Here is a 25934-nt window from a genome sequence, read left to right on the forward strand (position 1 = left end):
ATGCCGCTCTACCTCGGCGTGATGTCCGGCACCAGCCTGGACGGCATGGACATCGCCCTGATCGAACAGAGCGACACTACGCGCCTGCTGGCCACGCACTTCCTGCCCATGCCCGACGCCCTGCGCGCCGAGCTGCTCGAGCTGTGTGCGCCAGGTCCCGACGAGCTGGCGCGCGCGGCAGTGGCCGAACAGCGCTGGGTCGCGCTTGCCGCCCAGGGCATCGGCGCCTTACTGGACCAGCAGAAACTGACAGCGGAGGCGATCCGCGCGATCGGCAGTCACGGTCAGACGGTGCGCCACGAACCGGCGCGCGGCTTCAGCATCCAGATCGGTAACCCCGCGCTGTTGGCGGAGCTGACCGGTATCTGCGTGGTTGGCGACTTCCGCCGTCGCGACGTCGCGGCGGGCGGCCAGGGCGCACCGCTGGTACCGGCCTTCCATGAGGCGCTGTTCGGCGCGCCCGACAGCCATCGCGCCGTCCTGAACATCGGCGGATTCAGCAACCTCAGCCTGCTGCAGCCCGGACAAGCGGTGCGAGGCTTCGATTGCGGCCCCGGCAATGTGCTGATGGATGCCTGGATTCAGCGCCACCGGGGCGTCAGCTACGACCACGACGGCAGTTGGGCTGCCAGCGGGCATGTGCAACCCGTGCTACTGCAGGCACTATTGAGCGACCCATTCTTTGCCACCCAAGGCCCGAAGAGCACGGGCCGCGAGCTGTTCAACCTGGCCTGGCTCGATGACCGGCTGAGCCAACTGCCGCGCTTCGCCGCCCAGGACGTGCAGGCCACGCTACTGGAGTTGACCGCAACCAGCACCGTGTCCGCCTTGACGGGCGCCATGGGCCAGCCCGAACAGCTGCTGGTCTGCGGCGGCGGCGCGCACAACCACCGCCTGATGACCCGCCTGGCCGAACTGCTGCCCGACAGCGTAGTGAGCAGCACCGAGGCCCACGGCGTGCCCGCCGACTGGGTCGAGGCCATGGCTTTCGCCTGGCTGGCGCACTGCTGCCTGCAAGGCGTTCCCGCCAACCGGCCAAGCGTCACCGGCGCCCGCGGGCTGCGGGTGCTCGGCGCCATTTACCCCGCCTGAGCAGCTTTCTCCGCCCGCAGAAACGACAACGCCGTGCACAAGGCACGGCGTTTCGATCAAAGCGGCAGACGTCGATCAGATCGAGAAGGACGAACCGCAGCCGCAGGTGGTGGTCGCGTTGGGATTCTTGATCACGAAACGCGAGCCTTCCAGGCCTTCCTGATAATCCACTTCGGCACCGGCGAGATACTGGAAGCTCATCGGGTCGACGACCAGGCTCACCCCTTCGCGCTCGACGATGGTGTCGTCCTCGGCCACCTCTTCATCGAAGGTAAAGCCGTACTGGAAGCCGGAACAACCGCCTCCGGTGACAAACACGCGCAGTTTGAGGCGCGGGTTGCCCTCTTCATCGACCAGGCTCTTCACCTTGCTCGCTGCGCCTTCGGTGAACAGCAAGGCTGTGGGGGTGAAGGTTTCGACGCTCATGCTGACTTTTCTCCCGGCGCCAAGCGCCATACTGCGTTGAGGCCCTGCATTATCCGCTTACCCTAGAAAAGCGGTCAACTATTGTGCGAGATCCAGGCTCTCCGGCAGCTCCAACGGTCGCTGGCCGTCCTTGAGGTGGCACAGGCGCCCCTCGATCTGCGCGCCCATGGCCATCTCCATCAGGCCGTAATAGAGATTGCCGCGAACCCGCGCCCGGGCACCGAGTTCCAGGTGTTCACTGGCGTGCACGTCGCCGATTACCTCGCCGTCGATGACGATATGGGGGGCGCGAATCTCGCCTTCAACCTGGCCCTCGACACTGACCCGCACCATGCCGTCGCTGGTCAGAATATTGCCGTTCATGCGTCCATCGACTTGTACCGCCCCCTGAAAGCGCAGGTCGCCGTTCAGTTCGGCGCCCGTGGCAATCAGGCTGGTCTTGCCGCTGAAGCGCTGCAGGTCGTTCTTGCTCTTGTCTTTATTCCACATCGGGGACTGTTACTCTTCGTCGATCCATTTGAATGTGCGCTCCAAGGGCTTTTCGCCTTTGACTTCGGCGCGCACCCTGACCTGACGCGGCTCGAAGCCCTCAGGTAACTTCAACTCCGCGAAACGTCCCGCCTCGGGAATCGCCTGGAAGTGCTTGAAGGTGAAGACAATCGCCTTCTCGCTGAACTGCTCGGGCAATCCCTGGGTCAGGTCCGCCAGCGCCAGACTGACGTCCTTGCCGCCCTGCCGCCCCTCCACGGTCACCCGCAACTGGCCCTGCAACGGCTTGTCGTCCTTGCCCACCCGGCTGAGCAGCAGTTTGTAGCGAAATTGCCGGGGCGTGTCCGTGGCCTGCAACTCAAAGGCACGAATACGCAGGCCTTCGCGACGACTGGCGGGCGCCAGCACGCCCTTGTAGAAGGCCAGGTCCTGCTGCTGCTTGAAGATCTGCTCCTCGAGCAGCTTGATGGTCAGGCGATTCTGCTCGTTGGCCTGCTGGGCGACCTTTTCGCCGCTGCTAAGCACCGCCAGGCTCTGGCGCAGCTGATCCAGTTCCCGCGCCTGCTCGCTCAACTGTGCCTGCAGCGCGTCGTATTCGGCCATGAAGGCCTGGGTGCTGCGGGCCTGCCACCAGGCACCCGCGGCGAAGGCCAGGGGCACCGCGACGATCAGCAGCAGCAGCGCCAGGCGCACCCGACCGGCGCGCCGCGGATCACTAGGGCGGACTTCCCAGCCAGCCATCAGGGCAACAGGGCCGCGTGCGCCAGGCCGAGCTGCTCATCCAGTCCGAAAAGGATGTTCATGTTCTGCAGGGCCTGCCCCGACGCGCCCTTGACCAGGTTGTCGATCACCGACAGCACCACCACCAGGTCGCCGTCCTGGGGCCGGTGCACGGCGATGCGGCAGACGTTGGCGCCGCGCACGCTGCGGGTTTCCGGGTGACTGCCGGCGGGCATCACGTCGACAAAGGGCTCGTTGGCGTAGCGCTGTTCGTACAGCGCCTGCAGGTCCACGCTGCGATCCGCCACGGTGGCGTAGAGGGTGGCGTGGATGCCACGAATCATCGGCGTCAGGTGCGGCACGAAGGTCAGCCCCACCTCGCTGCCGGCCGCGCGACGCAGGCCCTGGCGAATCTCCGGCAGGTGGCGATGGCCCTTGACCCCGTAGGCCTTCATGCTCTCGCCGGCCTCGCTGAACAGCGAACCGACACTGGCCCCACGGCCGGCACCGCTGACCCCTGACTTGCAGTCGGCGATCAGCCGGCCGGAGTCGGCCAGGCCGGCCTCCAGCAGCGGAATCAGGCCGAGCTGGGCGGCGGTGGGGTAGCAACCGGGCACGGCGATCAGGCGCGCCTGCTTGATCGCCTCGCGGTTGACCTCCGGCAGGCCGTAGACCGCCTCCGGCAGCAGGTCCGGCGCGCCATGGGGCTGGCCGTACCATTTGGCCCACTCCTCGGCGTCCTGCAGGCGGAAGTCGGCGGACAGGTCGATGACCTTGGTGCCGGCGGCCAGCAACTCGCCGGCCAGGGCGTGGGCAACGCCGTGGGGGGTGGCGAAGAACACCACGTCGCAGGCGCCCAAGGTTTTCACATCCGGCACACTGAAGGCCAGGTTCGGGTAGTGCCCACGCAGATTCGGGTACATCTCGTCGACGCGCATGCCCGCTTCGGAGCGCGACGTAATGACCTCGACTCGCGCCTGCGGGTGCTGCGCCAGCAGACGTAACAGCTCGACACCGGTGTACCCAGTGCCGCCGACGATACCGACCTTGACCATTAGTTGCCCCTTGCGAAAAAGCCATTGGAAAGTAGCCGATGATAAAGCCGCATCGGCCAGGGGCCAACCGCTGCTGATGACGCGGGTGACAGTGGCCACTACTATCGGGGCTGTTTATATCTCGAGGCTCTAAGCATGCTCTATCTGTGGCTCAAGGCCCTGCACATCATCGCCCTGGTCTGCTGGTTCGCCGGGTTGTTCTACCTGCCGCGGCTGTTCGTCTACCACGCCATGAGCGAGGACGACGCCAGCCGCGAACGCTTCTGCGTCATGGAACGCAAGCTGTACCGCGGCATCATGCTGCCCTCGATGATCGCCACCCTGGTATTCGGCATCGGTCTGCTGAGCCTCAACGCCGGCGCCTATTTCAGCCAGGGCTGGATGCACGCCAAGCTCGCCCTGGTGCTACTGCTGATCGGCTACCACCATATCTGCGGCGCCCAGCTCAAAGCCTTCGCCCGCGGCGAGAACCGGCGCAGCCACGTGTTCTATCGCTGGTTCAACGAGGCGCCGGTGCTGCTGCTGATCGCCATCGTCGTGCTGGTGGTAGTCCGTCCGTTCTGATTCGCCCCACTGATCGAAGGAGTCGCCATGCCCCTGCCCGCCCTGCTCGAACAACGCCTGCGCCTGCCGGTGGTCGCCGCGCCGATGTTTCTGGTGTCGAATCCGCAACTGGTGCTGGCCTGCTGCCGCAGCGGCATAGTCGGCAGCTTCCCGGCGCTGAACCAACGCGAAAGCAGCGGCTTTCGCGCCTGGCTGGAGGAGATCGGCGCGGGGCTGGTTGAGTCGGCGGCGCCCTACGCGGTCAACCTGATCGTGCATGCCAGTAATCCGCGACTGCAGGCCGACCTGGCAATCTGCGTCGAGCAACGGGTGCCGATCGTGATCACCAGCCTCGGGGCGGTAAAGGAGCTGGTCGACGCGGTGCACAGCTACGGTGGTCTGGTATTCCACGACGTGACCACCCGGCGCCATGCCGAGAAGGCCGCCGCGGCCGGGGTCGACGGACTGATCGCGGTGGCGGCCGGGGCCGGCGGGCACGCCGGCACCTGGAGCCCGTTTGCCCTGATCGCGGAGATCCGCCAGTTCTTCGACAAGACCCTGCTGCTCGCCGGCTGCCTCAATCACGGCCACGAGCTGCTCGCCGCACAACTGCTCGGCGCCGACCTGGCCTACCTCGGCACCCGCTTCATAGCCACCCAGGACAACCAGGCCCCCAGCCGCTACAAGCAGATGATCGTCGACGCCCAGGCCGCCGACATCATTCACACGCCAGCGGTGTCCGGGGTGCCGGCCAGCTTCATGCGCCAGAGCCTCGAACAGGCGGGCTACGACCTGCAGCGGCTGCAGCGCCCGGCCGAGATCGACTACGGCGAGAAGCTCAAGCCGCTCGACGATGAGGCGAAGGCCTGGAAGACCGTGTGGTCGGCGGGCCAAGGCGTGGGCACCATCGCCGACCTGCCGACGGTCGAGCAGCTGGTGGCGCGCCTGGACCGCGAGTACCGCGGCGCCCAGCGCCAGGCGCAGAACCTGCAGCAACGCTGGCCAGGCTGAACGGGGCGCCCCACCGGGCGACTGGGCAGACAGCGAACTTCTGCTCTAGGCTGCTGTGTCAGGGGCCAGCACCCTGCTATTCGGCGCGGCTCCTTCCCCCCTGGGACGACAAGGAAGGCTGTATGACACAGACCCGTTTCAAGATTGTCTTCGATGGCGAGCTGATGCCCGAGGTGGCGCTGGAGACGGCCAAGGACAACCTAGCCCGCCTGTTCAAGAGCGATCGCACGCGGATCAACAGCCTGTTCTGCGGCAGCACCGTGGCGATCAAGCGCGATCTGCCGGAAAGCGATGCCGATCAGTATCTTGCCGCCCTGCATCGCGCCGGCGCCAAGGCGCGCAAGGAGCCCGACCCGGGCGCCAGCCTGAGCCTGCTGGCCGGCAAGGAAGCGGAGGAACTCGGTGAAACGCCTCAGTTCGCCGCCACCATGGTCTGTCCGAAATGCGGCCAGCAGCAGCGCAAGTCGGCATCCTGTGCCGGCTGCGGCATCATCATCACCAAGTTCGTCGCCCACCAGGCAGTGTTCTCCCAGGCCGACACCGGCAGCTCCGGCCACGCCGCAGCCCCGGCCAACAGCCCCTACGCCACGCCGAAGGCTGCGGTGGCCGCGACCTTGCCGCGCTACGGCGAGCTGAATGTGTTCAGCCTCGAAGGGCGCATCGGTCGCCTGCGTTACCTGGCCTGGTCCCTGGTACTCAGCCTCTGCGTGGCCGGGATCATGGGCGTGGTGGCCATCGCCGCCAACATCTCGGAGACACTCGGCCTGGTGCTGGCCGTCAGTGTTGTGCTCGGCACGCTGGTGGTCAGCGTGCAGATCGGCGCACAACGCCTGCACGACATCGGCTGGAGCGCCTGGCTGCTGCTGTTGAACCTTCTTCCCCTGGTCAACAGCCTGTTCTGGCTGGTGCTGTTGATAGTCCCGGGTAGCGCCGGCGCCAACCGCTACGGGCCGCCACCGCCGGCCAACAGCCTGGCGGTCAAACTGCTCGCCGGACTGTTCCTGGCACTGCTGCTCGGCGGCCTGCTGATCCTGTTCCTCGGCGGTTTCGCGATGCTCGGCCTGGCCCTGAGCGGTCTCGAGTTGAATCCGGCGCAGCCCTGACCGCCGAAGCGCGGTTTCTTTTGCTGACCGGGCCGCGGGCGGCGGTAATATATGCGCCGCCCAGCCACTCCTGCGGCGCCGCCATGGTCCAACTCGCCCCCACTCCCGGAGACACCCCGATGCCCCGTTACGCCCTGATCACTGGTGCCTCCAGCGGCATCGGCCTGGCCCTGGCCGAGGCCCTGGCACGCCGCGGGCGCAACCTGATCCTGGTGGCCCGGCAACGCCAGGCGCTGGAGAGCATCGCTCTGGAGCTGAGCCAGCGCTTTGCCGTGGAGGTGCTGTTTCGCATCTGCGACCTGAGCCAGCCGCTGCAGGTGTCCGGCCTGCTGCACGAACTGGAACAGAGCGAACTGAACATCGACCTGCTGGTGAACAACGCTGGCCTGGGCAGCTCCGGCGCCTTCATCGCCCAGGACTGGAGTCGCGAGCAGAAGCTGATCGAGGTGAACGTGCTCGCCCTCGCCCGCCTGTGCCACGCCATCGGCGCCAGCATGGCCCGGCAGGGCGGCGGGCAGATCCTCAATGTCGCCTCCCTCGCCGCCTTCCAGCCGGGCGCCTGGATGAGCAACTACTACGCCAGCAAGGCCTACGTGCTGCACTTCTCCGAGGCCCTGCGCGAGGAGCTCAAGCAGCAAGGGGTCAGCGTGTCGGTGCTGTGCCCGGGCCCCACGCACAGCGCCTTCTTCCGCAACGCCGGGATCGACGAGCGCCCGCTGCAAGGCCGCAAGCTGCTGATGGGTGCCGAAGAGCTGGCACTGCTGACCGTCCGTGCCCTGGAGAAGAAGCGCGCGGTGATCATCCCCGGCTGGCGCAACCGCCTGCTGGCCGCGGCCCCGCGCCTGGCGCCACGCTGGCTGGTGCGCCGCCTCGCCGCCCTCATCAACCGGCGCTTTGCCCGTCCGCTTTGAACCGCCCGGCCATCAGCCGTTGGCATTGACCGTGCGACCGCTGGCCCAGGCTCGCAAGGCGGCGAGATCCTCGGCCATCACCACCGACAGCGGCGCGGTGCTCTGGATGCCACGCAGCAGCAAGCCCTGATCGACCCCCTGCTGCTGCGCCTGGGCGGCGTACAGCCCGCTGACCACCACCTGCTCGATCTCTGCGCCGGAAAATCCGGCACTGGCCGCAGCCAGCACGTCGAGGTCGAAGCTGGCGGCGTCCAGCTCACGACGCCCCAGGTGGATGCGGAAGATCTCCGCGCGCACCGCCGCGTCCGGCAGGTCGACGAAGAACAGCTCATCGAAACGCCCCTTGCGCACCAGTTCCGGCGGCAGCCGGTCGATGGCATTGGCGGTGGCCACCATGAACACCGGCACCTTGCGCTCGGCCATCCAGGTCAGCAGGGTGCCGAGTACCCGCTGGCTCACGCCGCCGTCGTGGTCACCGCTGGCCAGACCTTTCTCGATCTCGTCCATCCACAGCACGCAGGGCGCCATCTGCTCCGCGAGCCTGAGCGCCTCGCGCAGGTTGCGCTCGGTTTCGCCGAAGAACTTGTTGTACAGGCAGCCAAAATCCAGACGCAGCAACGGCAGGCCCCACATGCCCGCCACCGCCTTGGCCGCCAGGCTCTTGCCGCCGCCCTGCACGCCGACCAGCAGCACGCCCTTGGGCAGGTCGATGCCCTTGCCCTCGAGGAAAATGCCCTGGCGCTCGCCCAACCAGCGCTTGAGATTGCCCAGGCCGCCGACTTCGGCGAAGCGCGCGGTGTCGTACTCGAAGCTCAACACCCCCTCCAGATCGAGCAACTGGAACTTGGCCTTGTTCAACTCCGGCAGGTCTTCCTGGGTGATCGCGCCGTCGTCGCAGATCAGGTTTCGCGCCAGGCTGCGGGCCTCGCCGTGGCTCAGGCCGCGCAGGTTCTTCACCACCTGCTGCAGGGTGCGGTTGTCGGTGCGCACCCGGGCGTTGCGGTTCTGCTCGCTCCAGCGCGCCGCCTCCTCGCGCACGATGCTCAGCAGCTCATCCTCGGATGGCAGCGCCAGGCGGAAGCGCGCGGCGTGGCGCTGCACCTCCGGCGGCAACTTGCAGGCATGGGACACCAGCACCAGGGTCGGCTTGCCCGGACTGCCGCTCAGGGCGACCTCCTTGAGCAGGCGCACCAGCCTGGGGTTGTCGTCGAGAAAGGGGTGCAGGTCGCACATCACATAGAGGTTCGGCTGCGGGTCGGCCTTGATCAGCCGCAGGGCGGCCTCCGGCTCCTGGGTAGCGCCCTCGCCCAACGGGTCGGCACCGAAACCCAGGCGCCGCAGCCCGTCGGTCACCGTCCAGGTGTGCAGGCCGAGGCCGCGCTTGACGGCCAGGCCGGTGAGGGTCTCCAACACGCGCGGCTCGTCCCAGGATTCGATGAGGATCAGCTTGACCTTGGAGTCGAGCACCAGCCCCAGGTCATGGATGTCGTTCTTCACACAGGCTCCTTGTGCACTGGTCGCGGAAAATCTGTCTGGTTACACTCAGGCCTCTTCCAACAGGCCGGGAGACCGTCCATGGACTGTCTGTTCTGCAAGATCGTCGCCGGGGAGATCCCCGCGCGCAAGCTCTATGAAGACGACCAGGTGTTTGCCTTCCACGATATCGGCCCACAGGCGCCGGTGCATTTCCTGGTGATCCCGAAGCAGCACATCCGCACCCTCAAGGACCTCGAGGAAGGCGACAAGGCGCTGCTCGGGCACATGGTCTTCATCGCGCAACGCCTGGCCCGCGAGCAGGGTTGCGAGGAAGGCTTCCGCCTGGTGATGAACTGCGAGGCCCTAGCCGGCCAGAGCGTCTTCCACATCCACCTGCACGTGCTCGGCCAGCGCCCGCTGCACTGGCCACCGGGCTGAGTCGCCGAAACGTCCGTCAAGGCAACGGCCACGGCGCAACTGGCAAGTTCGCGCTGCGGCCCACAGCCGGCAATTGCGATAAACTGCGCGGCGTTGCCCACGCCGGAGGCCCCCATGACCAACGATCGCCACTACTCGCCCGTCGACCGCCTGCTGCTGCAGGCCGACATGGCCCTGCGCACCCTGCTGCCCTTCAGTGGCCAGCCCAGCCGCCCGTCGCCGGCGATCGTGCAGAATGAAGTCGAGCTGGATGCCGAGCAGGCCCGGCATGTTGCCGGCCTCATGCGCATCAACCACACCGGCGAAGTCTGTGCCCAGGCGCTGTATCAGGGCCAGGCGCTGACCGCCAAACTGCCGGAAGTACGCGCCGCCATGGAGCATGCCGCCGACGAGGAGACCGACCACCTGGCCTGGTGCGAGCAGCGCATCCGTCAGCTCGGCAGCCAGCCCAGCGTGCTCAACCCGCTGTTCTACGGCCTGTCGCTCGGCGTCGGCGCGGTCGCCGGACTGATCAGCGACCGGGTCAGCCTGGGCTTCGTCGCCGCCACCGAGGACCAGGTGGTCAAGCACCTCGACGAACACCTGCAGCAGCTGCCGCCCGAGGATGGAAAGTCCCGGGCGATCCTCGAGCAGATGCGCGAGGACGAAGCCCAGCATGCCACCAGCGCCGTGGAAGCCGGCGGCCTGCGCTTCCCCGCGCCGGTCAAGCTGGGCATGACCCTGCTGTCCAAGGTGATGACCAAGAGCACCTACCGCCTCTAGATTGCAGACGCAAAAAGGGCGCCGAGGGCGCCCTTTTTGCGTCTGCTGCCGCGCGATCAGTGCGGCATGTTGCGCGCGTAGAAGATCTCCAGCATCTCGTGACGCAGACGCTCTTCGACCTGCTGGCGCTGCTCAGGCGTCAGGTTGCTGGTCGCGTCGCCGAACAGGTAGTTGTCCAGTTCGAAGTCCTTGAGCAGCATCTTGGTGTGGAACAGGTTCTCCTGGTACACGTTGACGTCGGTCATCTGGTACGCCGCCTGGGTGTCGTCGGAGAGGTAGTTCTGGATCGAGTTGATCTCGTGGTCGATGAAGTGCTTCTTGCCGTCCACGTCACGGGTGAAACCACGCACCCGGTAGTCGACCGTGACGATGTCCGAATCGAACTGGTGGATCAGGTAGTTCAGCGCCTTGAGCGGCGAGATCAGGCCACAGGTGGACACATCGATATCCACACGGAAGGTGGCGATACCCTCCACCGGATGGATCTCCGGGTAGGTGTGCACGGTGATGTGACTCTTGTCCAGGTGCGCGAGAATGGTCTCGGGCAGCGGGCCGGGCGACTCCTCGATCTGGCTCTCCGTCGGCTCCACCGGTTGCTCGGAGATCAGGATGGTCACGCTGGCGCCCTGGGGCTCGTAGTCCTGGCGAGCGATATTGAGGATATTGGCGCCGATAATGTCGACAACATCGGTGAGAATCTGGGTCAGGCGCTCGGCGTCGTACTCTTCGTCGATGTACTGGACATAGGCCTGCTGATCTTCCGCGGTTTCCGCGTAGCAGATGTCATAGATGTTGAAGCTCAAGGTCTTCGTCAGGTTGTTGAACCCGTGGAGCCTGAGTTTGCTTTTCATCACCGTTGGAACTCTCTATGGTGGATGCGGCCAGGCCGCGTGATCGAGCATGCCCGTCAGCTGCTAACGACGCAGCTGCGTAGGACGATTAACACCTCTTCGCACTGGCGAGTTTGGTTGTCCGTTCAAAGCGTATGACGCCCCGAAAAATGGGGCGACATTATGCAGATGACGCAGGCCGTCCGCCAGCGTCCGCACCAAGCAAATGATGAAAGGTGATCAGCCCAGCTCGACGATTTCGTAGGCATGGCTGATTTCGACCCCGGCGCGCCCCAGCATGATCGAGGCCGAGCAGTATTTCTCCGCCGACAATTCGACGGCACGCTTGACCTGGGCTTCCTTCAAACCGCGCCCCTTGACCACGAAACGCAGGTGGATCTTGGTGAACACCTTGGGCTCCTCGCCGGCGCGCTCGGCTTCGACGAAGGCTTCGCAGCTCTCTACCGCCTGTCGGGACTTCTTCAGAATGCTCACCACATCGAAGTTGCTGCAGCCGCCCAAACCGATCAGCAGCATCTCCATCGGGCGTATGCCGAGGTTGCGGCCACCGCTCTCCGGCGGGCCATCCATCACCACCGCATGGCCGCTACCCGACTCACCGAGAAACAGGGCGTCTCCGGCCCACTGAATGCGCGCTTTCATTACCGAGTCTCCGCTGCTAAAAAGGGACGCAGCTTACCACAGCGCCAAATAACGACCTGCCTTGTCAGCAATGCGTCAACGACCCAGGGCACACGGCCAACCACAAGGCAAAATGCCCACCGACGCAAAAGTGTCTGGTAAGCTGGCGCCGGATTACTGGCGCACTGCGCCGGGCAACTGAATAAGAAATCGCCTGCTGGAACTAGGCTTACCCTTTTGGCTTCACTCGGGACTCGCGAATGGTCGCTATTACCCTCACACCTAAAATAAAGAATCTCGACAAACTCCTCGCACACTGCCATCGCCGTCGCTACACGGCGAAGAGCACCATCATCTATGCGGGGGATCGTTGCGAGACCCTGTTCTTCATCGTCAAGGGCTCAGTCACCATCCTGATCGAGGACGATGATGGCCGCGAAATGATCATCGCCTACCTCAACGCCGGCGACTTCTTCGGCGAGATGGGCCTATTCGAAAAGGACGGCACCGAGAAGGAGCGCAGCGCCTGGGTTCGGGCCAAGACCGAATGCGAGGTGGCCGAGCTCAGCTACGCCAAGTTCCGCGAACTGACCCAACAGGACCCGGACATCCTCTACGCCCTCGGCAGCCAGATGGCCGAACGCCTGCGCAACACCACGCGCAAGGTCGGCGACCTGGCCTTCCTCGATGTCACCGGTCGCGTCGCGCGCACCCTGCTCGACCTGTGCAAGCAGCCGGACGCGATGACCCATCCGGACGGCATGCAGATCAAGATCACCCGCCAGGAGATCGGCCGCATCGTCGGCTGCTCGCGGGAGATGGTCGGCCGGGTGCTCAAGTCCCTGGAAGAACAGGGCCTGGTGCACGTCAAGGGCAAGACCATGGTGGTGTTCGGCACCCGCTGAATATCGCCTGCATAAAAAAGCCGGCGCATGCGCCGGCTTTTTTATGCACCAGGGTCAGTCGACATCGGGACGACTGATGACCCGCTTGCGCTCGGGAAAGAACAGGCGCTCCAGCTCCGCCCCAGGATTCTCCGCGCGCATGAAGGCCTCGCCGACCAGGAAGGCGTAGACCTGGCTGATCTCCATCAGCTCGACGTCGGCGCGGTTGAGAATGCCGCTCTCGGTCACCACCAGGCGATCACGGGGAATCCGTGGCAGCAGGTCGAGGGTGGTCTCCAGGCTGACCTCGAAGCTGTGCAGGTTGCGGTTGTTTATGCCCAGCAGCGGCGTGTCGAGGGTCTTCAGCGCGCGGTCCAGCTCGGCGCCGTCATGCACCTCGACCAGCACATCGAGGTCGAACTCCTTGGCCACCGCGGCCAGTTCGGCCATCTGCCCATCGGCCAGGGCCGAAACGATCAGCAGCACACAATCGGCCCCCAGGGCGCGAGCCTCGACGATCTGGTACGGGTCGATCATGAAGTCCTTGCGGATCACCGGCAGTGCGCAGGCGTTGCGCGCCTCCTGCAGATAGCGGTCGGCGCCCTGGAAGAAGTCGACATCGGTCAGCACCGACAGGCAGGTGGCACCGCCACGCTCGTAGCTCTGGGCGATGTCGGCCGGCACGAAGTCCTCGCGCAGCACGCCCTTGCTCGGCGAAGCCTTCTTGATCTCGGCGATCACCGCCGGCTGCTTGCGCTTGGCCTGCTCCAGCAGGGCCCGGGCGAAGCCACGGGTGGCATCGGCGCCGCGGGCCTCACGCTCGAGCTCGGCGAGACCGACCAGGGCCTGGCGCGCGGCGACTTCCTCGACCTTGCGCGCCAGAATCTTTTCCAGAACGGTGGGGATGCTCACCCTTGATTCTCCTGTTTGAACACCGCGGTAAAGGACACCAGCTCCTGCAGCTTTTCCCAGGCCAGCCCGGTGTGCAGGGCATCGTGAGCCAGGCGCACGCCTTCTTTCAGGCTGCCGGCCAGGTCCGCGGCGTACAAGGCCGCACCCGCGTTAAGCGCGATCATGTCGGCGGCCTTCTGCCCCGCTTCCGTGCTGCGCTTGCTCAGGGCGTCGCGGATCAGCGCCAGCGAGGCCTCCGGCCCCTCCACCGCCAGGCCGATCAGGCTCTGGCTCTTGAGCCCGAAGTCTTCCGGCTGCACCTCGTATTCGCTGATCACGCCATCCTTCAGCTCGGCGACGTGGGTGGCGGCGGCCAGGCTGAACTCGTCCAGGCCGTCGCGCGAATGCACCACCAGGATGTGCTGGCTGCCCAGGCGCTTGAGCACCTCGGCCAGGGGACGGCAGAGGGCCTGGGTGAACACCCCGACCACCTGATGCCTGACCCCTGCCGGGTTGGTCAGCGGGCCGAGCATGTTGAAGATGGTGCGCAGGCCCAGCTCGCGGCGCGGCGCGGCGGCATGCTTCATCGCCGCGTGATGCACCTGGGCGAACATGAAGCCGACGCCGACGCTGTCGATGCAGCGGGCCACCTGCTCGGGCGTCAGGTTGAGGTAGATGCCGGCGGTCTCCAGCAGATCGGCGCTGCCGCTCTTGCCGGACACCGCGCGATTGCCGTGCTTGGCCACCTTGCCGCCGGCGGCGGCGACGACGAAGCTGGCGGCCGTCGACACGTTGAAGATATTCGCGCCGTCGCCGCCGGTGCCGACCACGTCGACCACATGCTCCAGGCTGGCCAGGTGCACATGGCTGGCCAGCTCACGCATCACCGCGACCGCGCCGACTATCTCGTCGATGGTCTCGCTCTTCATGCGCAGGCCCATGAGGAAGGCGCCGATCTGCGCGTCGCTGCACTGGCCGGTCATGATCTCGCGCATCACGTCCTGCATTTCCTCGGTGCTCAGGTCGAGCTGGGCCACGACCCGGTTGAGGGCTTCCTTGATGTTCATCGGCGCACGCCTCCGTGTTGCTTGAGGAAATTGGCCAGCAGCTCGTGGCCTTGTTCGGTGAGGATGGACTCGGGGTGGAACTGCACGCCCTCGATGTTCAGGGTCTTGTGCCGCAGGCCCATGATCTCGTCGACCGAGCCGTCCTCCAGCTGGGTCCAGGCGGTGACTTCCAGGCAATCGGGCAGGGTCTCGCGCTTGACCACAAGGGAATGGTAGCGGGTCACCGTCAGCGGCAGGTTGAGGCCGGCGAACACCCCAAGGTCCTGGTGGAACACCGGGCTGGTCTTGCCGTGCATCACCTGGCGCGCGCGCACCACGTCGCCGCCGAAGGCCTGGCCGATGCTCTGGTGGCCGAGGCAGACGCCGAGAATCGGCAGCTTGCCGGCGAAATGCTCGATCACCGCCAGCGACACGCCGGCTTCGGTGGGCGTGCAAGGGCCGGGCGACACCACGATGCGCTCGGGTTGCAGCGCCTCGATCTCGGCGACGCTCAGCTCGTCGTTACGAATGACGTGGACGTCGGCCCCCAGTTCACCGAGGTACTGCACCACGTTGTAGGTAAAGGAGTCGTAGTTGTCGATCATCAGCAGCATGGCGGGACTCCTTATTCGGTTGTCTGTTCGGCGAGGGCAACGGCACGGAACATGGCGCGACGCTTGTTCAGCGTTTCCTCCCACTCCAGCGCCGGCACCGAGTCGGCGACGATGCCGGCGCCAGCCTGCACGTGCAGCTCGCCGTCCTTGATCACCGCGGTGCGGATGGCGATCGCCGTGTCCATGTTGCCATTCCACGCCAGGTAGCCGACCGCGCCGCCGTAGACGCCACGCTTGACCGGCTCCAGCTCGTCGATGATCTCCATGGCGCGGATCTTCGGCGCGCCGGACAGGGTGCCGGCCGGCAGGATGGCGCGCAGGGCGTCCATGGCGCTCATGCCGTCCTTGAGCTGGCCGGTGACGTTGGAGACGATGTGCATGACGTTGGAATAGCGCTCGATCACCATCTTCTCGGTGAGCTTGACGCTGCCAGTGCTGGAGACCCGGCCGACGTCGTTGCGCCCCAGGTCGATCAGCATCAGATGCTCGGCCAGCTCCTTGGCGTCCGACAGCAGGTCCTGCTCGAGCGCCAGGTCCGCCTCTTCACTGGCGCCGCGCGGACGGGTGCCGGCGATCGGGCGCACCGTCACCAGGTTGTCCTCGACCCGCACCAGCACCTCGGGCGAGGAGCCGACCACATGGAAGTCGCCGAAGTTGAAGAAGTACATGTAGGGCGTCGGATTGATACAGCGCAGGGCGCGATACAGGTCGATCGGCGCGGCCTTGAAGGGAATCGACATGCGCTGGGAGATCACCACCTGCATGCAGTCGCCGGCGAGGATGTAGTCCTTGATCGCACCGACCGCGCGCTCGTAGTCCTCGCGACTGTAACTGGAGCGGAACGCCGGCTCGGCAGCGGCAGGGGCATTGAGGTCGACGCCCAGACGCGGGGTGATCGGCTGGCGCAGCTTGTGCAGGATTTCCTGCAGCTGCGCCTGGGCCTGCTCGTAGGCGCCGTCCTGCTGGGGATCGGCGAGGACGATGGCGTGCATCTTGCCCGCCAGGTTATCGAACACCACCACGGCGTCGGACACCATCAGCAGGATATCCGGCGTGCCCAGGGGATCGGGGTTGCCGCCAGCGGCCAGCTTGGCCTCGACATAGCGCACGCTGTCATAGCCGAAATAGCCCACCAGGCCGCCGTTGAAGCGCGGCAGGCCCGCCAGGGTCGGCACCCGATAGCGTCCCTGGAACGCCTCGACGAAGGCCAGCGGATCGGCGCACTCGTGGCGCTCGGTTTCCACCCCGTCGACGCTGATCCGCACGCTGTGATCGTAGGCGCGCAGCACGGTGCGCGCCGGCAGGCCGATGATCGAGTAGCGCCCCCATTTCTCGCCGCCCTGGACGGACTCGAGCAGGTAGGTGTTGGCCTGGTCGGCCAGCTTCAGGTAGATCGACAGCGGCGTGTCGAAATCCACCAGGGTTTCGCAGGCCAGGGGAATGCGGTTATAGCCGGCAGCGGCCAAACGCAGGAATTCTTCGCGGGTCATGATCAGCCTCGTGGCTTGAGGTAAAACGGTCGTGTGCAAACGTGCCGACTGGGCGGCCAGAATCGAGTCAGAGGCGCCAGCGCCAACGGGCCAGGGCCTTGATGATTTTCATCCCGGCTCGTGCGAGCCAGAGTCTGCAGGTAACCACCACGGGGGATCTCTTGGGCGGGGTTTGAAGTCCGGCCACACTAGCGCAGGCGCCAGACCGAATCAACCCGAGGCCCCGTGGTTCGCCCAACCCCCAGGCAGTTGCCGGGCGCCTCAGGCGCCCGCCAGCAGCTGGCGCAGATCGTCGAGCACCAGCGCCGGCCCTTCCTCGGCGATCGGCCGGCCATGGTTGTAGCCATAACTCAGGGCCACGCAGGGCACTCCGGCGGCCTTGGCGGCCTGCACGTCGTTGCGCGAGTCGCCGATGAACAGCGCCTGCCCGGCCTCGACCCGGGCCATGCGCAGCACATGCAGCAGCGCCGCCGGATCGGGCTTCTGCTGGACCAGGGTGTCGCCGCCGACAATCCAGCGGAAATAGCGCCCCAGGCCCTTCTCGTCCAACAGCGGCGCGACGAAGCGCTCCGGTTTGTTGGTGACGATGGCCATGGGCACGTCCTGCTTGCGCAGCCAGTCGAGGGTGGCCGCCACGCCGGGATATACCTGAGTCAGCGCATGACTCTCGGCATAGGCCTCCATGAACACCCGCAGCGCCTGGTCGGCCTCGGCGTCCTCGACGTGGGCGTGCTCCAGGCCACCGGCCAGGGCGCGGCGCACCAGCACCCGGGCGCCATTGCCGACCCAGTCGCGCACCCGCTCGATGCCGGCAGGCGCCCGCCCCAGGGCGAGCAGCACCTTGTCCACCGCCGCGGCCAGGTCCGGCACCGAGTCCACCAGGGTGCCGTCCAGGTCGAACATCACCAGGCCCGGCAGGCGCCCACCGAACAGCTCATGCAGTGGCGTCACGCGCGCACCTGGGCCAGCTCGGCGCGCATGGCGTCGATCACCTCGCGGTAGTTCGGCTGATTGAAGATCGCCGAGCCGGCGACGAAGGTGTCGGCGCCGGCCGCGGCGATCTCGCGGATATTCTTGACGTTGACCCCGCCGTCGATCTCCAGGCGGATGTCGCGACCGCTGGCATCGATCAGCGCGCGCGCCTCGCGCAGCTTGTCGAGCGTGCCGGGGATGAACTTCTGCCCGCCGAAGCCGGGGTTGACGCTCATCAGCAGGATCATGTCGACCTTGTCCATCACGTGCTTGAGCACCGCCAGCGGGGTGGCCGGATTGAACACCAGGCCCGCCTTGCAACCGCCGTCGCGGATCAGTTGCAGCGAGCGGTCGATATGCTCGGACGCCTCCGGATGGAAGGTGATGTAAGTGGCGCCGGCCTCGATGAAGTCGCCGATGATGCGATCCACCGGCTTGACCATCAGGTGGGCGTCGATCGGCGCGGTGATGCCGTACTTGCGCAGCGCCGCGCAGACCATCGGGCCGATGGTCAGGTTGGGCACGTAGTGGTTGTCCATCACATCGAAGTGGACGATGTCGGCACCGGCGGCGAGCACGTTATCCACTTCCTCGCCCAGGCGGGCGAAGTCGGCGGAGAGGATCGACGGGGCGATGGCGAAGGGTTGCATGGCGCACCTCAGGCAGGACACGAAAGGCGCGCATTGTAACAGCCCGGACTGGCGCCGGGAGCGGCGCCTGGCGCCTGACAAGCCACCCAACAAACCGCTAGGCTGGGCGTCGCACCTTCCGCCGGAGAAGCTCCATGACCTCACGCCCCGCCTGCCTCGCGCTCTGCCTGCTGTTGCTCGGCGTTCATGCGCACACCGAAGAGCAGGTCGAGAGCGGGGCGCCCGACGCCAAACCGGCCGCCGAGCGCAGCCCCCTGCCGGAGCGCAGCGAACTGGCCGCCCGTGCCCTCGAGCGCCAGCTGGGCGACGCTGAACAACAGCGCCTGCAGGCGGACAGCGAGACATTCCTCGCCCTCTGGCTGCCCGCCAATTCAGGCAAGCCGCACGGCGCGGTCATCCTCCTGCCGGGCGACAACCAGAGCGCCGACTGGCCGCGCAGCGTCGGCCCGCTGCGGCGCAAGCTGCCGGACAGCGGCTGGCACAGCCTGAGCCTGACCCTGCCCGACCCGGCCGGCGAGCTGGGGGGCGAGTTGGCCGGCGAACCGCCAGCCGCTTCGGTCGACGGCACCGAACCCGCACCGGAGGCTCCGGTGGTTGCCATCTCGACGGAGGCGCTCGGCAGCGCCGAAACCGCCACTGAAGCGATAGCCCCCGGCAGCGAGTCCGACGCTACCCTGGCGGCGCTGCACCAGGCGCACAGCGCCCGGGTGCTGGAGCGAATCGCCGCGGGCGTGGCCTTCGCCCAGCAGCAGCAAGCCAAGACCATCGTCCTGCTCGGCCACGGCAGCGGCGCCTATTGGGCCGCTCGCTATCTGACCGAGCGCAAGCCCGATGCCGTGCACAACTTGCTACTGGTCAGCGCCCGCCCCGCCACCGGCTTCGGCGCCGAACTGGAGCAACTGATCCCGGAGCTGGGACTGGCAACCGGGGACTTCTACTATCAGGATCAGCCGGCCGAGCGCGACGCCGCCTTGAAACGCTTGCTGGCCAGCGAACGCCTGGATCACCCCGGCTATACCCAGATCGCCCTCACAGCCCTGCCGGGCAACCCACAGACCGAGCAGGAACAGCTGTTCCGGCGCATCCGCGGCTGGCTCGGCAAACACCTGAATCGCGCCGCGTCGGCGCGCTAAGGGGGCCGCTTGGGGCTCAGCGAAAACCGTGTCGCTGGCGGATCAGCCCGTAGGCCTGACGCAACTCCCGGGTCCGCTCCGTCGCCTCGCGCACCTGCTCGGCAGTGGCGCCACTGCCGGCCAGCTTGTCGGGATGATGCCGGCTCAGCAGGCGGCGATAGGCCTGCTTGATCTGCGCCGGCTCGCTGTCAGCCGCGACCCCGAGCAGCCGCAGGGCCGCCTGGTAACTACCGCCGGCCGTCGCGGCGACCGGCCCCTGCCGGGGCGCATAGGCGGCGCTCAGCGCCTCTTGGGTGGCAGCCGGGACATCCAGCCACTTGCCCCACAGCAGAATCAGCTCGCGCTCGCTGCGACTGACCCGGCCGTCCACCCAGGCCATCCGCCAACAGGCCCGCAGCAGCGCCTCGCCGCGCCCACGGTGACGGCGCAGCGGTGCCCGCAGGCTGTCGCGCCCGGTCTTGCCGCGGGCGAAAGCCTCGATCGCCCGGCGCTGGGCATCCTGATCCAGCGCCAGGCGCTGCATTTCCGCACGTGCCTGACGGATATGCGCCTGCAGCACTTGACCGTCGCACTTGGCCAGACGCCCGAGCAGGATGAACAGCAGCACGTCGTCCCCCGGGGGCGGCGCGGCGCCCAGCCGCTCGCGCAACTCGGCCCAGCCGCGCACACGCAGGCGCCTGTCCGCCACCTGGCCGAGCAGGCCGCCCAACAGGGCGCCGGGAATGCTGGCCACGCTCCAGCCGGCAACGGCCCCCAGCAGGGTCAAGGGCCAGAGCATTTCAGCGACCCGGCTCGAGCAGCTGTTCGGCTTCGGCCAGCCGCTCATGGCTGCCGACATCGACCCAGCGACCGGCGAAGCGCTCGCCCGTCACCTGCGCCTCGGCCATAGCGGCGCGCAGCAGCGGCGCCAGCTTGAAGGCGCCGGGCTGGCAGCCGGCGAACAGTGACGGCGACAGCACGGCGATGCCGCTGTAGGTCAGGCTCGGCTGCCCGGCCTGCGCATCGGCGACCTGGCCGCGGTCCAGGCGAAAATCGCCCACCGGGTGGTGCGCCGGGTTGTCCACCAGCACCAGATGGGCCAGCCCGGCCAGCGGGCGACTGAGTTCGGCGAAGGAATAGTCGGTGAAGATATCGCCATTGACCACCAGGAAGGGCTCCTCGCCGAGCAAGGGCAAGGCACGAAAGATGCCGCCGCCGGTCTCCAGCGGTTCGCCTTCGGCGGAGTAGCGCAGGCTCAGGCCGAAGCGCGCGCCCTCGCCGAGGTGCTCTTCGATCTGCTGGCCCAGCCAGGCATGGTTGATCACCACCTCGCTGAAGCCGGCTGCCGCCAGGGCCCGAAGGTGATACTCGATCAAGGGCACGCCCGCCACCCGCACCAGCGGCTTGGGCGTGTGCAGGGTCAAGGGACGCAGGCGCTCGCCCTTGCCGGCGGCGAGGATCATCGCCTTCATGCCGACACCACTGCCGGCTGCGGCAGGCTGGCGAGCAGCTCAGCCAACTCGGCCAGCTCGGGGCGACGCGCCAACACCGCCTGGATATAAGTGAAGAAGCGCGGCACATCCTCCAGGTAGCGGGGTTTGCCGTCCCGGTGACAGATCCGCGCGAAGATACCGATCACCTTGAGATGACGCTGCACGCCCATCAGGTCGCTGGCGCGCAGGAAGTCCTCGAAGTCTTCCTGCACCGGCACGCCCGCGGCGCGGGCCTGGTGCCAGTAGTCCTGCAGCCACTCGCGCACCCGTGCCTCGGGCCAGCTGAGGAAGGCATCCTTGAACAGGCAGGTGACGTCGTAGGTCACCGGACCATAGACCGCATCCTGGAAATCCAGCACGCCGGGGTTCGGCTCGCTGAGCATCAGATTGCGCGGCATGTAGTCGCGGTGTACCAGCACCCTGGGCTGAGCCAGCGCGCTGTCGATCAGTAGGGTGCAGACGCGCTGCCAGGCAGCCTGCTGCGTCGCGCTCAGCTCGACGCCGAGGTGACGGCGCAGGTACCAGTCCGGAAACAGCTGCAGCTCGCGCAGCAACAGGGCCTCGTCGTAGCAAGGCAAGTCGGCATCCATCGGCAAGCGCTGAAACGCCAGCAAGGCCTGCACAGCATCGCCCATCAGGCCATCGGCGCTCTGCTCATCGATCACCTCCAGGTAGGTCTGCCGGCCCAGATCGCTGAGCAGCAGGAAGCCGCGCTCGAGATCCGCCGCCAGGATCTGCGGCACATTGACCCCGGCCCCGGCGAGCAGCCCGGCGACCTTGACGAAGGGCCGGCAGTCTTCCTGGGGCGGCGGCGCATCCATGACGATCAGGCTGCGCGCACCGGCCTGCCAGCGGAAATAGCGGCGAAAGCTGGCGTCGCTGCTGGCGGCCGTCAGCGCGGCGTCCGGCACCGCGCCCCAGCCCCGTTCGGCGAATAGCGCAGGCAACTGCTGATCGAGCCACTGTTTGAGGAGTTGCAGGCGTACATCTTGTTCAGGCATTACAAGGGTCTCCGACGGCGCTAGCCGTTGCGCGGGTCATGCTTTATTATCCAGCATCTTTTTAAGCCCATCGAGAGGCGTGCGGCCCCTGGGCCGATGGCGCGCAGGAAGCCCGGAAAAATAAGATGGCAGTAAAAATCCCCGCGGTTCGTAAAAAATTCCCACTTCTGGTCACTGGCGGTCTTCTAGCCCTTCAACCCGTCGCTGGTCAATTCGCAATTGCAGCCGAACAGTTCGACTGTCGGGCATCCGCCACCGGCGGCTGGGCCTGTGCGCCGAAAACCAGCGAGGCCGCTTTGCCGGCCCGCCCGATGCACAGCGGCTCGGCCATCAGCGCCGGCACGGCCGCCACAACAGGCGACGACAAGGCGGCGCGCACCACCCTGGTGACGGAAAGCCGCGGCAAGGCCCTGGCCTCGCGCAGCGCCGATTACAGCCACCTGGACTGGGTGCCGCGCGAGCAGCTCAACCCGGCACAACTGGCCGAGGTGGCGCCCTACTGCGCTGGCGCCTATGTCGAGCCGCGCCGGCCGGGCATGAACGACCAGACGCCGATGGACGAGGCGCCGCTGTTCGTCTCCGCCAAGGCCTCGCGCTACGAGCAGCAGGAGCAGGTCGCCACCCTCGCCGGCGACGTGGTGATCCGCCAGGCCGGCATGCAGATCGAGGCCGACGAAGCCAACCTGCGCCAGGCCGAGAGCCGCGGCGAACTGATCGGCAACGTGCGCCTGCGCGACCAGGGCATGCTGGTGGTCGGCGACCGCGCCGAGTTGCAACTGGATAACGGCGAAGCCAAGGTCGACAACGCCGAGTACGTGCTGCACAAGAGCCACGTGCGCGGCAGCGCCCTCTACGCCAAGCGCGAAGAGTCGGCGATCATCCGCCTGAAGGACGGTACCTACACCAGCTGCGAACCGGGCAGCAACGCCTGGCACCTGAGGGGCAACAACATCACCCTCAACCCGGCCACCGGTTTCGGCACCGCGACCAACGTGACCCTGCGGGTGAAGGACATTCCGGTGTTCTACACGCCCTACATCTATTTCCCGATCGACGACCGCCGCCAGTCGGGCTTCCTGCCGCCGAGCATCGGCAGCTCCAGCGACAGCGGCGTCACGCTGCAGACGCCTTACTACTTCAACCTGGCGCCGAACTACGACGCCACCCTGTACCCGACCTATATGAGCGATCGCGGCCTGCTCATGGAAGGCGAGTTCCGCTACCTGACCAAGAGCAGCGAAGGCCAGCTGGGCGCCGCCTACCTCGACGACAGCAACGACGATCGCAAGCTGCAGTCCGAGTACGAGGACCAGCGCTGGCTGTACAGCTGGCAGCACCGTGGCGGCCTCGACTCGCGCCTGCTGGCGGAAGTCGACTACACCGACATCAGCGACCCGTACTACTTCCAGGACCTGGACACCGACCTGGGTATCGAGACCACCGCCTATGTCAACCAGCGCGGCACCCTGACCTATCGCGGCGACAGTTATACCGCGCGGCTGAACGCCCACGCCTACGAACTGGCCAACATCACCGACATCACCCCCTATAACCGTCTGCCGCAGATCACCCTGGACGGCACCCTGCCCTTCCACCCGGGCGGCCTGGACTTCAGCTACGGCAGCGAACTGGTGCGTTTCGACCGCAACCTGCGCTCGGGCTTCTTCACCGACGAGAACGGCAATACCGGCACCGATGAATTCCGCTGGTACGACGACCGCCTGCGCGGCCTCGCCCGCGCCAACGGCGAGCGCCTGCACCTCGAGCCGGGCATAAGCCTGCCGCTGAACTGGAACTGGGGCTTCATCAAGCCCCAGGTCAAGTACCTGCAGACCCACTACAACCTCAGCCTCGACCAGCAGGGCAAGAGCACGCTGCTCGCCGAGCAGGAGTTCAGCGGCAGCCAGGACCGCGGCCTCGGTCTGTTCAGCGTGGACAGCGGCCTGTATTTCGACCGCGACACCCAGTGGTTCGGCAAGGCCTTCCGCCAGACCCTGGAACCGCGCGCGTTCTACCTCTACGTGCCGGAAGAGGACCAGACCGATATCCCGGTGTTCGACACTGGCGAAAACACCTTCAGCTACTCCTCGCTGTGGCGCGAGAACCGCTTCTCCGGCAAGGACCGCATCGGCGACGAGAACAAGCTGTCGCTGGGCGTCACCAGCCGCTGGATCGAACCCAACGGCTTCGAGCGCCAGCGCTTCAGCATCGGCCAGTCCTTCTACCTGGCCGACCGCAAGGTGCAGTTGCCGGGCATCGACTACCGCACCCGCGCCGACGCCCAGGCCTCGCAGTCGCCCTACGCACTGGAATACCTGTACCGCTTCAACCGCGACTGGCGCCTCTCCTCGGACTTCAACTGGGACCCGGATACCCACCGCACCCGCTCGGGCAGCGCGATGTTCCACTACCAGCCTGAAGACAACCCGAACAAGGTGGTCAATGCCGGTTATCGCTACCGCAACGACGCCGTGCGTTACGACCAGGCGAGCGGCAACTGGGTAGTCGGCAACGGCGACTATGGCACCCCAGGCAGCGCCAACTACATCAAGGACTACTACAAGATCAGCCAGCACGACTTCTCGGTGATCTGGCCGATCGTCCCGCAGTGGAGCGTGATCTCCCGCTGGCAGTACGACTACAGCCGCAACCGTACCCTAGAGGCCTTCGGCGGTTTCGAGTACGACAGTTGCTGCTGGAAGCTGCGCCTGATCAACCGTTACTGGATCGACTACGACGAAGTCAGCCTCAACCCCTCGCTTAACGACGAAGCCGATACCGGGATCTTCCTGCAGATCGTGCTCAAGGGCCTGGGCGGTGTGACTGGCAACAAGGTGGAGACTTTCCTCGACCAAGGCATTCAAGGTTATCGTGAACGTGAAGACCAAGCTTTCTGATTGCATGCGCCCGCTGCTGCTGGGCGCGCTGTTCCTCGGCGCTGCGGCGCAGGCCGAAGTGAAATCCCTCGACCGCGTGGTGGCGATCGTCGACAACGACGTGATCATGCAGAGCCAGCTCGACGCCCGGGTGCGCGAAGTCCAGCAGACCATCGCCAAGCGCGGCGCCGAAGTGCCGCCGCAGAGCGTGCTGGATGGTCAGGTGCTGGAGCGCCTGATCATCGAGAACATCCAGCTGCAGATCGGCGACCGCTCCGGCATCCGCATCACCGACGAGGAACTCAACCAGGCCCTCGGCACCATTGCCCAGCGCAATGGCATGAGCCTGGAGCAGTTCCGCGCCGCCCTGGCGAAGGACGGCCTGTCCTACGCCGATGCCCGCGACCAGGTGCGCCGCGAGATGATCATCAGCCGCGTGCGCCAGCGCAGGGTGGCCGAGCGCATCCAGGTGACCGACCAGGAAGTGCAGAACTTCCTCGCCTCCGACCTCGGCAAGCTGCAGCTATCGGAAGAGTTCCGCCTGGCCAACATCCTCATCCCGGTCCCCGAGGCCGCCTCGCCGGAAACCATCCAGGCAGCCGAACGCCAGGCCCGCGAGCTGTATCAGCAGCTGCAGCGCGGCGCCGACTTCGCCCAGCTGGCCATCGCCCGCTCGGCCAGTGAAACCGCCCTGGAAGGCGGCGAAATGGGCTGGCGCAAGGCGGCCCAGCTGCCGCCACCGTTCGACGCCATGATCGGCGCCCTGTCGGTCGGCGAGGTCACCGAACCGATGCGCACCCCGGGTGGCTTCATCCTGCTCAAGCTGCTGGAAAAGCGCGGCGGCGCCAGTCAGGTGCGCGACGAAGTCAACGTCCGGCATATCCTGATCAAGCCCAGCGAAATTCGCAGCGACGCGGAAACCAAGCGCCTGGTCGAGCGCCTGCACCAGCGCATCCAGTCCGGCGAGGACTTCGCCGAGCTGGCCAAGAGCTTCTCCGAAGATCCGGGCTCGGCGCTCAACGGCGGCAGCCTGAGCTGGATCGATCCGAGCGCGCTGGTGCCGGAGTTCCGCGAGGTGATGGCCAACACCGCCAGCGGCGAGCTGTCCAAGCCGTTCAAGACCGGCTATGGCTGGCACATCCTGCAGGTAATGGGCCGGCGCGCCACCGACAGCAGCGCTGAGTTCCGCGAGCAGCAGGCGCTGAACCTGCTGCGCAACCGCAAGTACGACGAAGAACTGCAAGCCTGGCTGCGGCAGATCCGCGACGAGGCCTACGTCGAGACCAAGCTGTAACACCACCGCACCAAGAAGAGCCCGGCCCTTAGCGCCGGGCTTTTTGCTTTCAGGGTGGCGCGGCTTAAGATAGGCGCCTGCCCAATGTCCGCCCAGGCGGCGCAATCGAGACC

The 25934-nt window shown here is 66.5% G+C and carries 27 protein-coding genes; 11 read left to right on the top strand and 16 right to left on the bottom strand.

Features of this window, described 5'->3' with window-relative positions:
- Positions 1-1092 carry an anhydro-N-acetylmuramic acid kinase gene (locus LPB260_RS17625; RefSeq protein ID WP_208707099.1) on the top strand — a complete coding sequence of 364 codons (1092 nt, stop codon included), beginning with the start codon at positions 1-3 and terminating at the stop codon, positions 1090-1092.
- 75 nt (positions 1093-1167) lie between these two features.
- Here LPB260_RS17625 and erpA read toward each other — a convergent pair whose 3' ends face one another.
- From erpA to argC, 4 genes are all read right to left on the bottom strand, one after another.
- Positions 1168-1518, bottom strand: a complete 351-nt coding sequence (gene erpA / locus LPB260_RS17630) for an iron-sulfur cluster insertion protein ErpA (RefSeq protein ID WP_208707100.1) — start codon at positions 1516-1518, stop codon at positions 1168-1170.
- Between the two features lie 78 nt (positions 1519-1596).
- Complete coding sequence (locus LPB260_RS17635; RefSeq protein WP_208707101.1) at positions 1597-2007, bottom strand: polymer-forming cytoskeletal protein; 411 nt, start codon at positions 2005-2007, stop codon at positions 1597-1599.
- Positions 2008-2016: 9 nt separating this feature from the next.
- Complete coding sequence (locus LPB260_RS17640; RefSeq protein WP_208707102.1) at positions 2017-2748, bottom strand: DUF6776 family protein; 732 nt, start codon at positions 2746-2748, stop codon at positions 2017-2019.
- Positions 2748-3782, bottom strand: a complete 1035-nt coding sequence (argC, locus tag LPB260_RS17645; protein WP_208707103.1) for an N-acetyl-gamma-glutamyl-phosphate reductase — start codon at positions 3780-3782, stop codon at positions 2748-2750. Before argC ends, LPB260_RS17640 begins: the two co-directional genes overlap by 1 nt.
- A gap of 135 nt (positions 3783-3917) precedes the next feature.
- Here argC and hemJ point away from each other — a divergent pair, with 135 nt between their 5' ends.
- The 4 genes from hemJ (at position 3918) to LPB260_RS17665 (ending at position 7350) form a co-directional block, all read left to right on the top strand.
- Positions 3918-4346, top strand: coding sequence for a protoporphyrinogen oxidase HemJ (hemJ, locus tag LPB260_RS17650; protein WP_208707104.1), 429 nt, complete (start codon positions 3918-3920; stop codon positions 4344-4346).
- 27 nt (positions 4347-4373) lie between these two features.
- A complete protein-coding gene (locus LPB260_RS17655) occupies positions 4374-5336 on the top strand; it encodes a nitronate monooxygenase family protein (RefSeq protein WP_208707105.1) in 963 nt (320 codons plus the stop codon).
- 122 nt (positions 5337-5458) lie between these two features.
- Entirely contained in the window at positions 5459-6439 is a 981-nt protein-coding gene (locus tag LPB260_RS17660) for a DUF805 domain-containing protein (protein WP_208707106.1), read from the top strand.
- Positions 6440-6558: 119 nt separating this feature from the next.
- Positions 6559-7350 (top strand): SDR family oxidoreductase, encoded by a 792-nt coding sequence (locus LPB260_RS17665; RefSeq protein ID WP_208707107.1) that lies wholly within the window; start codon positions 6559-6561, stop codon positions 7348-7350.
- A 12-nt stretch (positions 7351-7362) separates the two neighbouring features.
- Here the strand turns inward: LPB260_RS17665 and LPB260_RS17670 are convergent, their stop codons facing one another.
- Positions 7363-8847: an AAA family ATPase gene (locus LPB260_RS17670; RefSeq protein WP_208707108.1), complete on the bottom strand. Its 1485-nt coding sequence runs from the start codon at positions 8845-8847 to the stop codon at positions 7363-7365.
- Between the two features lie 78 nt (positions 8848-8925).
- On the opposite strand from LPB260_RS17670, the gene LPB260_RS17675 reads away from it, so the two are divergent.
- Positions 8926-9264, top strand: a complete 339-nt coding sequence (locus LPB260_RS17675; RefSeq protein ID WP_208707109.1) for a histidine triad nucleotide-binding protein — start codon at positions 8926-8928, stop codon at positions 9262-9264.
- Between the two features lie 114 nt (positions 9265-9378).
- Complete coding sequence (gene coq7 / locus LPB260_RS17680) at positions 9379-10026, top strand: 2-polyprenyl-3-methyl-6-methoxy-1,4-benzoquinone monooxygenase (RefSeq protein ID WP_208707110.1); 648 nt, start codon at positions 9379-9381, stop codon at positions 10024-10026.
- A 56-nt stretch (positions 10027-10082) separates the two neighbouring features.
- Here the strand turns inward: coq7 and speD are convergent, their stop codons facing one another.
- Both speD and LPB260_RS17690 read right to left on the bottom strand, forming a co-directional pair.
- A complete protein-coding gene (gene speD / locus LPB260_RS17685; RefSeq protein WP_208707111.1) occupies positions 10083-10877 on the bottom strand; it encodes an adenosylmethionine decarboxylase in 795 nt (264 codons plus the stop codon).
- Positions 10878-11096: 219 nt separating this feature from the next.
- A complete protein-coding gene (locus LPB260_RS17690) occupies positions 11097-11519 on the bottom strand; it encodes an OsmC family protein (protein ID WP_208707112.1) in 423 nt (140 codons plus the stop codon).
- A gap of 239 nt (positions 11520-11758) precedes the next feature.
- On the opposite strand from LPB260_RS17690, the gene crp reads away from it, so the two are divergent.
- A complete protein-coding gene (crp, locus tag LPB260_RS17695) occupies positions 11759-12403 on the top strand; it encodes a cAMP-activated global transcriptional regulator CRP (protein WP_208707113.1) in 645 nt (214 codons plus the stop codon).
- Positions 12404-12457: 54 nt separating this feature from the next.
- Here the strand turns inward: crp and trpC are convergent, their stop codons facing one another.
- From trpC to rpe, 6 genes are all read right to left on the bottom strand, one after another.
- Positions 12458-13294 carry an indole-3-glycerol phosphate synthase TrpC gene (trpC, locus tag LPB260_RS17700; RefSeq protein ID WP_208707114.1) on the bottom strand — a complete coding sequence of 279 codons (837 nt, stop codon included), beginning with the start codon at positions 13292-13294 and terminating at the stop codon, positions 12458-12460.
- Entirely contained in the window at positions 13291-14340 is a 1050-nt protein-coding gene (gene trpD, locus LPB260_RS17705) for an anthranilate phosphoribosyltransferase (RefSeq protein WP_208707115.1), read from the bottom strand. Before trpD ends, trpC begins: the two co-directional genes overlap by 4 nt.
- The gene (locus LPB260_RS17710; RefSeq protein ID WP_208707116.1) at positions 14337-14933 is read right to left on the bottom strand and encodes an aminodeoxychorismate/anthranilate synthase component II; all 597 of its coding nucleotides are present in this window, start codon (positions 14931-14933) and stop codon (positions 14337-14339) included. The genes trpD and LPB260_RS17710 overlap by 4 nt, the downstream gene beginning before the upstream one ends.
- A gap of 11 nt (positions 14934-14944) precedes the next feature.
- Positions 14945-16423 (bottom strand): anthranilate synthase component I, encoded by a 1479-nt coding sequence (gene trpE / locus LPB260_RS17715; RefSeq protein ID WP_208707117.1) that lies wholly within the window; start codon positions 16421-16423, stop codon positions 14945-14947.
- A gap of 261 nt (positions 16424-16684) precedes the next feature.
- Positions 16685-17326 carry a phosphoglycolate phosphatase gene (locus tag LPB260_RS17720; RefSeq protein ID WP_371926158.1) on the bottom strand — a complete coding sequence of 214 codons (642 nt, stop codon included), beginning with the start codon at positions 17324-17326 and terminating at the stop codon, positions 16685-16687.
- Positions 17327-17370: 44 nt separating this feature from the next.
- A complete protein-coding gene (rpe, locus tag LPB260_RS17725; protein ID WP_208707119.1) occupies positions 17371-18045 on the bottom strand; it encodes a ribulose-phosphate 3-epimerase in 675 nt (224 codons plus the stop codon).
- 134 nt (positions 18046-18179) lie between these two features.
- Here rpe and LPB260_RS17730 point away from each other — a divergent pair, with 134 nt between their 5' ends.
- A complete protein-coding gene (locus LPB260_RS17730; protein ID WP_208707120.1) occupies positions 18180-19178 on the top strand; it encodes an alpha/beta hydrolase family protein in 999 nt (332 codons plus the stop codon).
- Positions 19179-19194: 16 nt separating this feature from the next.
- Here LPB260_RS17730 and LPB260_RS17735 read toward each other — a convergent pair whose 3' ends face one another.
- From LPB260_RS17735 to LPB260_RS17745, 3 genes are read right to left on the bottom strand one after another with little or no spacing between them, the layout of a single operon-like run.
- Positions 19195-19956: a DnaJ domain-containing protein gene (locus LPB260_RS17735; protein WP_208707121.1), complete on the bottom strand. Its 762-nt coding sequence runs from the start codon at positions 19954-19956 to the stop codon at positions 19195-19197.
- A 1-nt stretch (position 19957) separates the two neighbouring features.
- Positions 19958-20629: an N-acetylmuramate alpha-1-phosphate uridylyltransferase MurU gene (murU, locus tag LPB260_RS17740; protein WP_208707122.1), complete on the bottom strand. Its 672-nt coding sequence runs from the start codon at positions 20627-20629 to the stop codon at positions 19958-19960.
- The gene (locus tag LPB260_RS17745) at positions 20626-21651 is read right to left on the bottom strand and encodes an aminoglycoside phosphotransferase family protein (protein WP_208707123.1); all 1026 of its coding nucleotides are present in this window, start codon (positions 21649-21651) and stop codon (positions 20626-20628) included. Before LPB260_RS17745 ends, murU begins: the two co-directional genes overlap by 4 nt.
- Before the next feature lie 125 nt (positions 21652-21776).
- Here LPB260_RS17745 and LPB260_RS17750 point away from each other — a divergent pair, with 125 nt between their 5' ends.
- Together LPB260_RS17750 and LPB260_RS17755 are read left to right on the top strand one after the other, a co-directional pair.
- Positions 21777-24548 carry an LPS-assembly protein LptD gene (locus LPB260_RS17750; RefSeq protein ID WP_208707124.1) on the top strand — a complete coding sequence of 924 codons (2772 nt, stop codon included), beginning with the start codon at positions 21777-21779 and terminating at the stop codon, positions 24546-24548.
- A 4-nt stretch (positions 24549-24552) separates the two neighbouring features.
- Complete coding sequence (locus LPB260_RS17755) at positions 24553-25821, top strand: peptidylprolyl isomerase (protein WP_371926159.1); 1269 nt, start codon at positions 24553-24555, stop codon at positions 25819-25821.
- Positions 25822-25934: the final 113 nt, after the last annotated feature.

This window comes from Pseudomonas sp. LPB0260 (genome assembly GCF_013388395.1).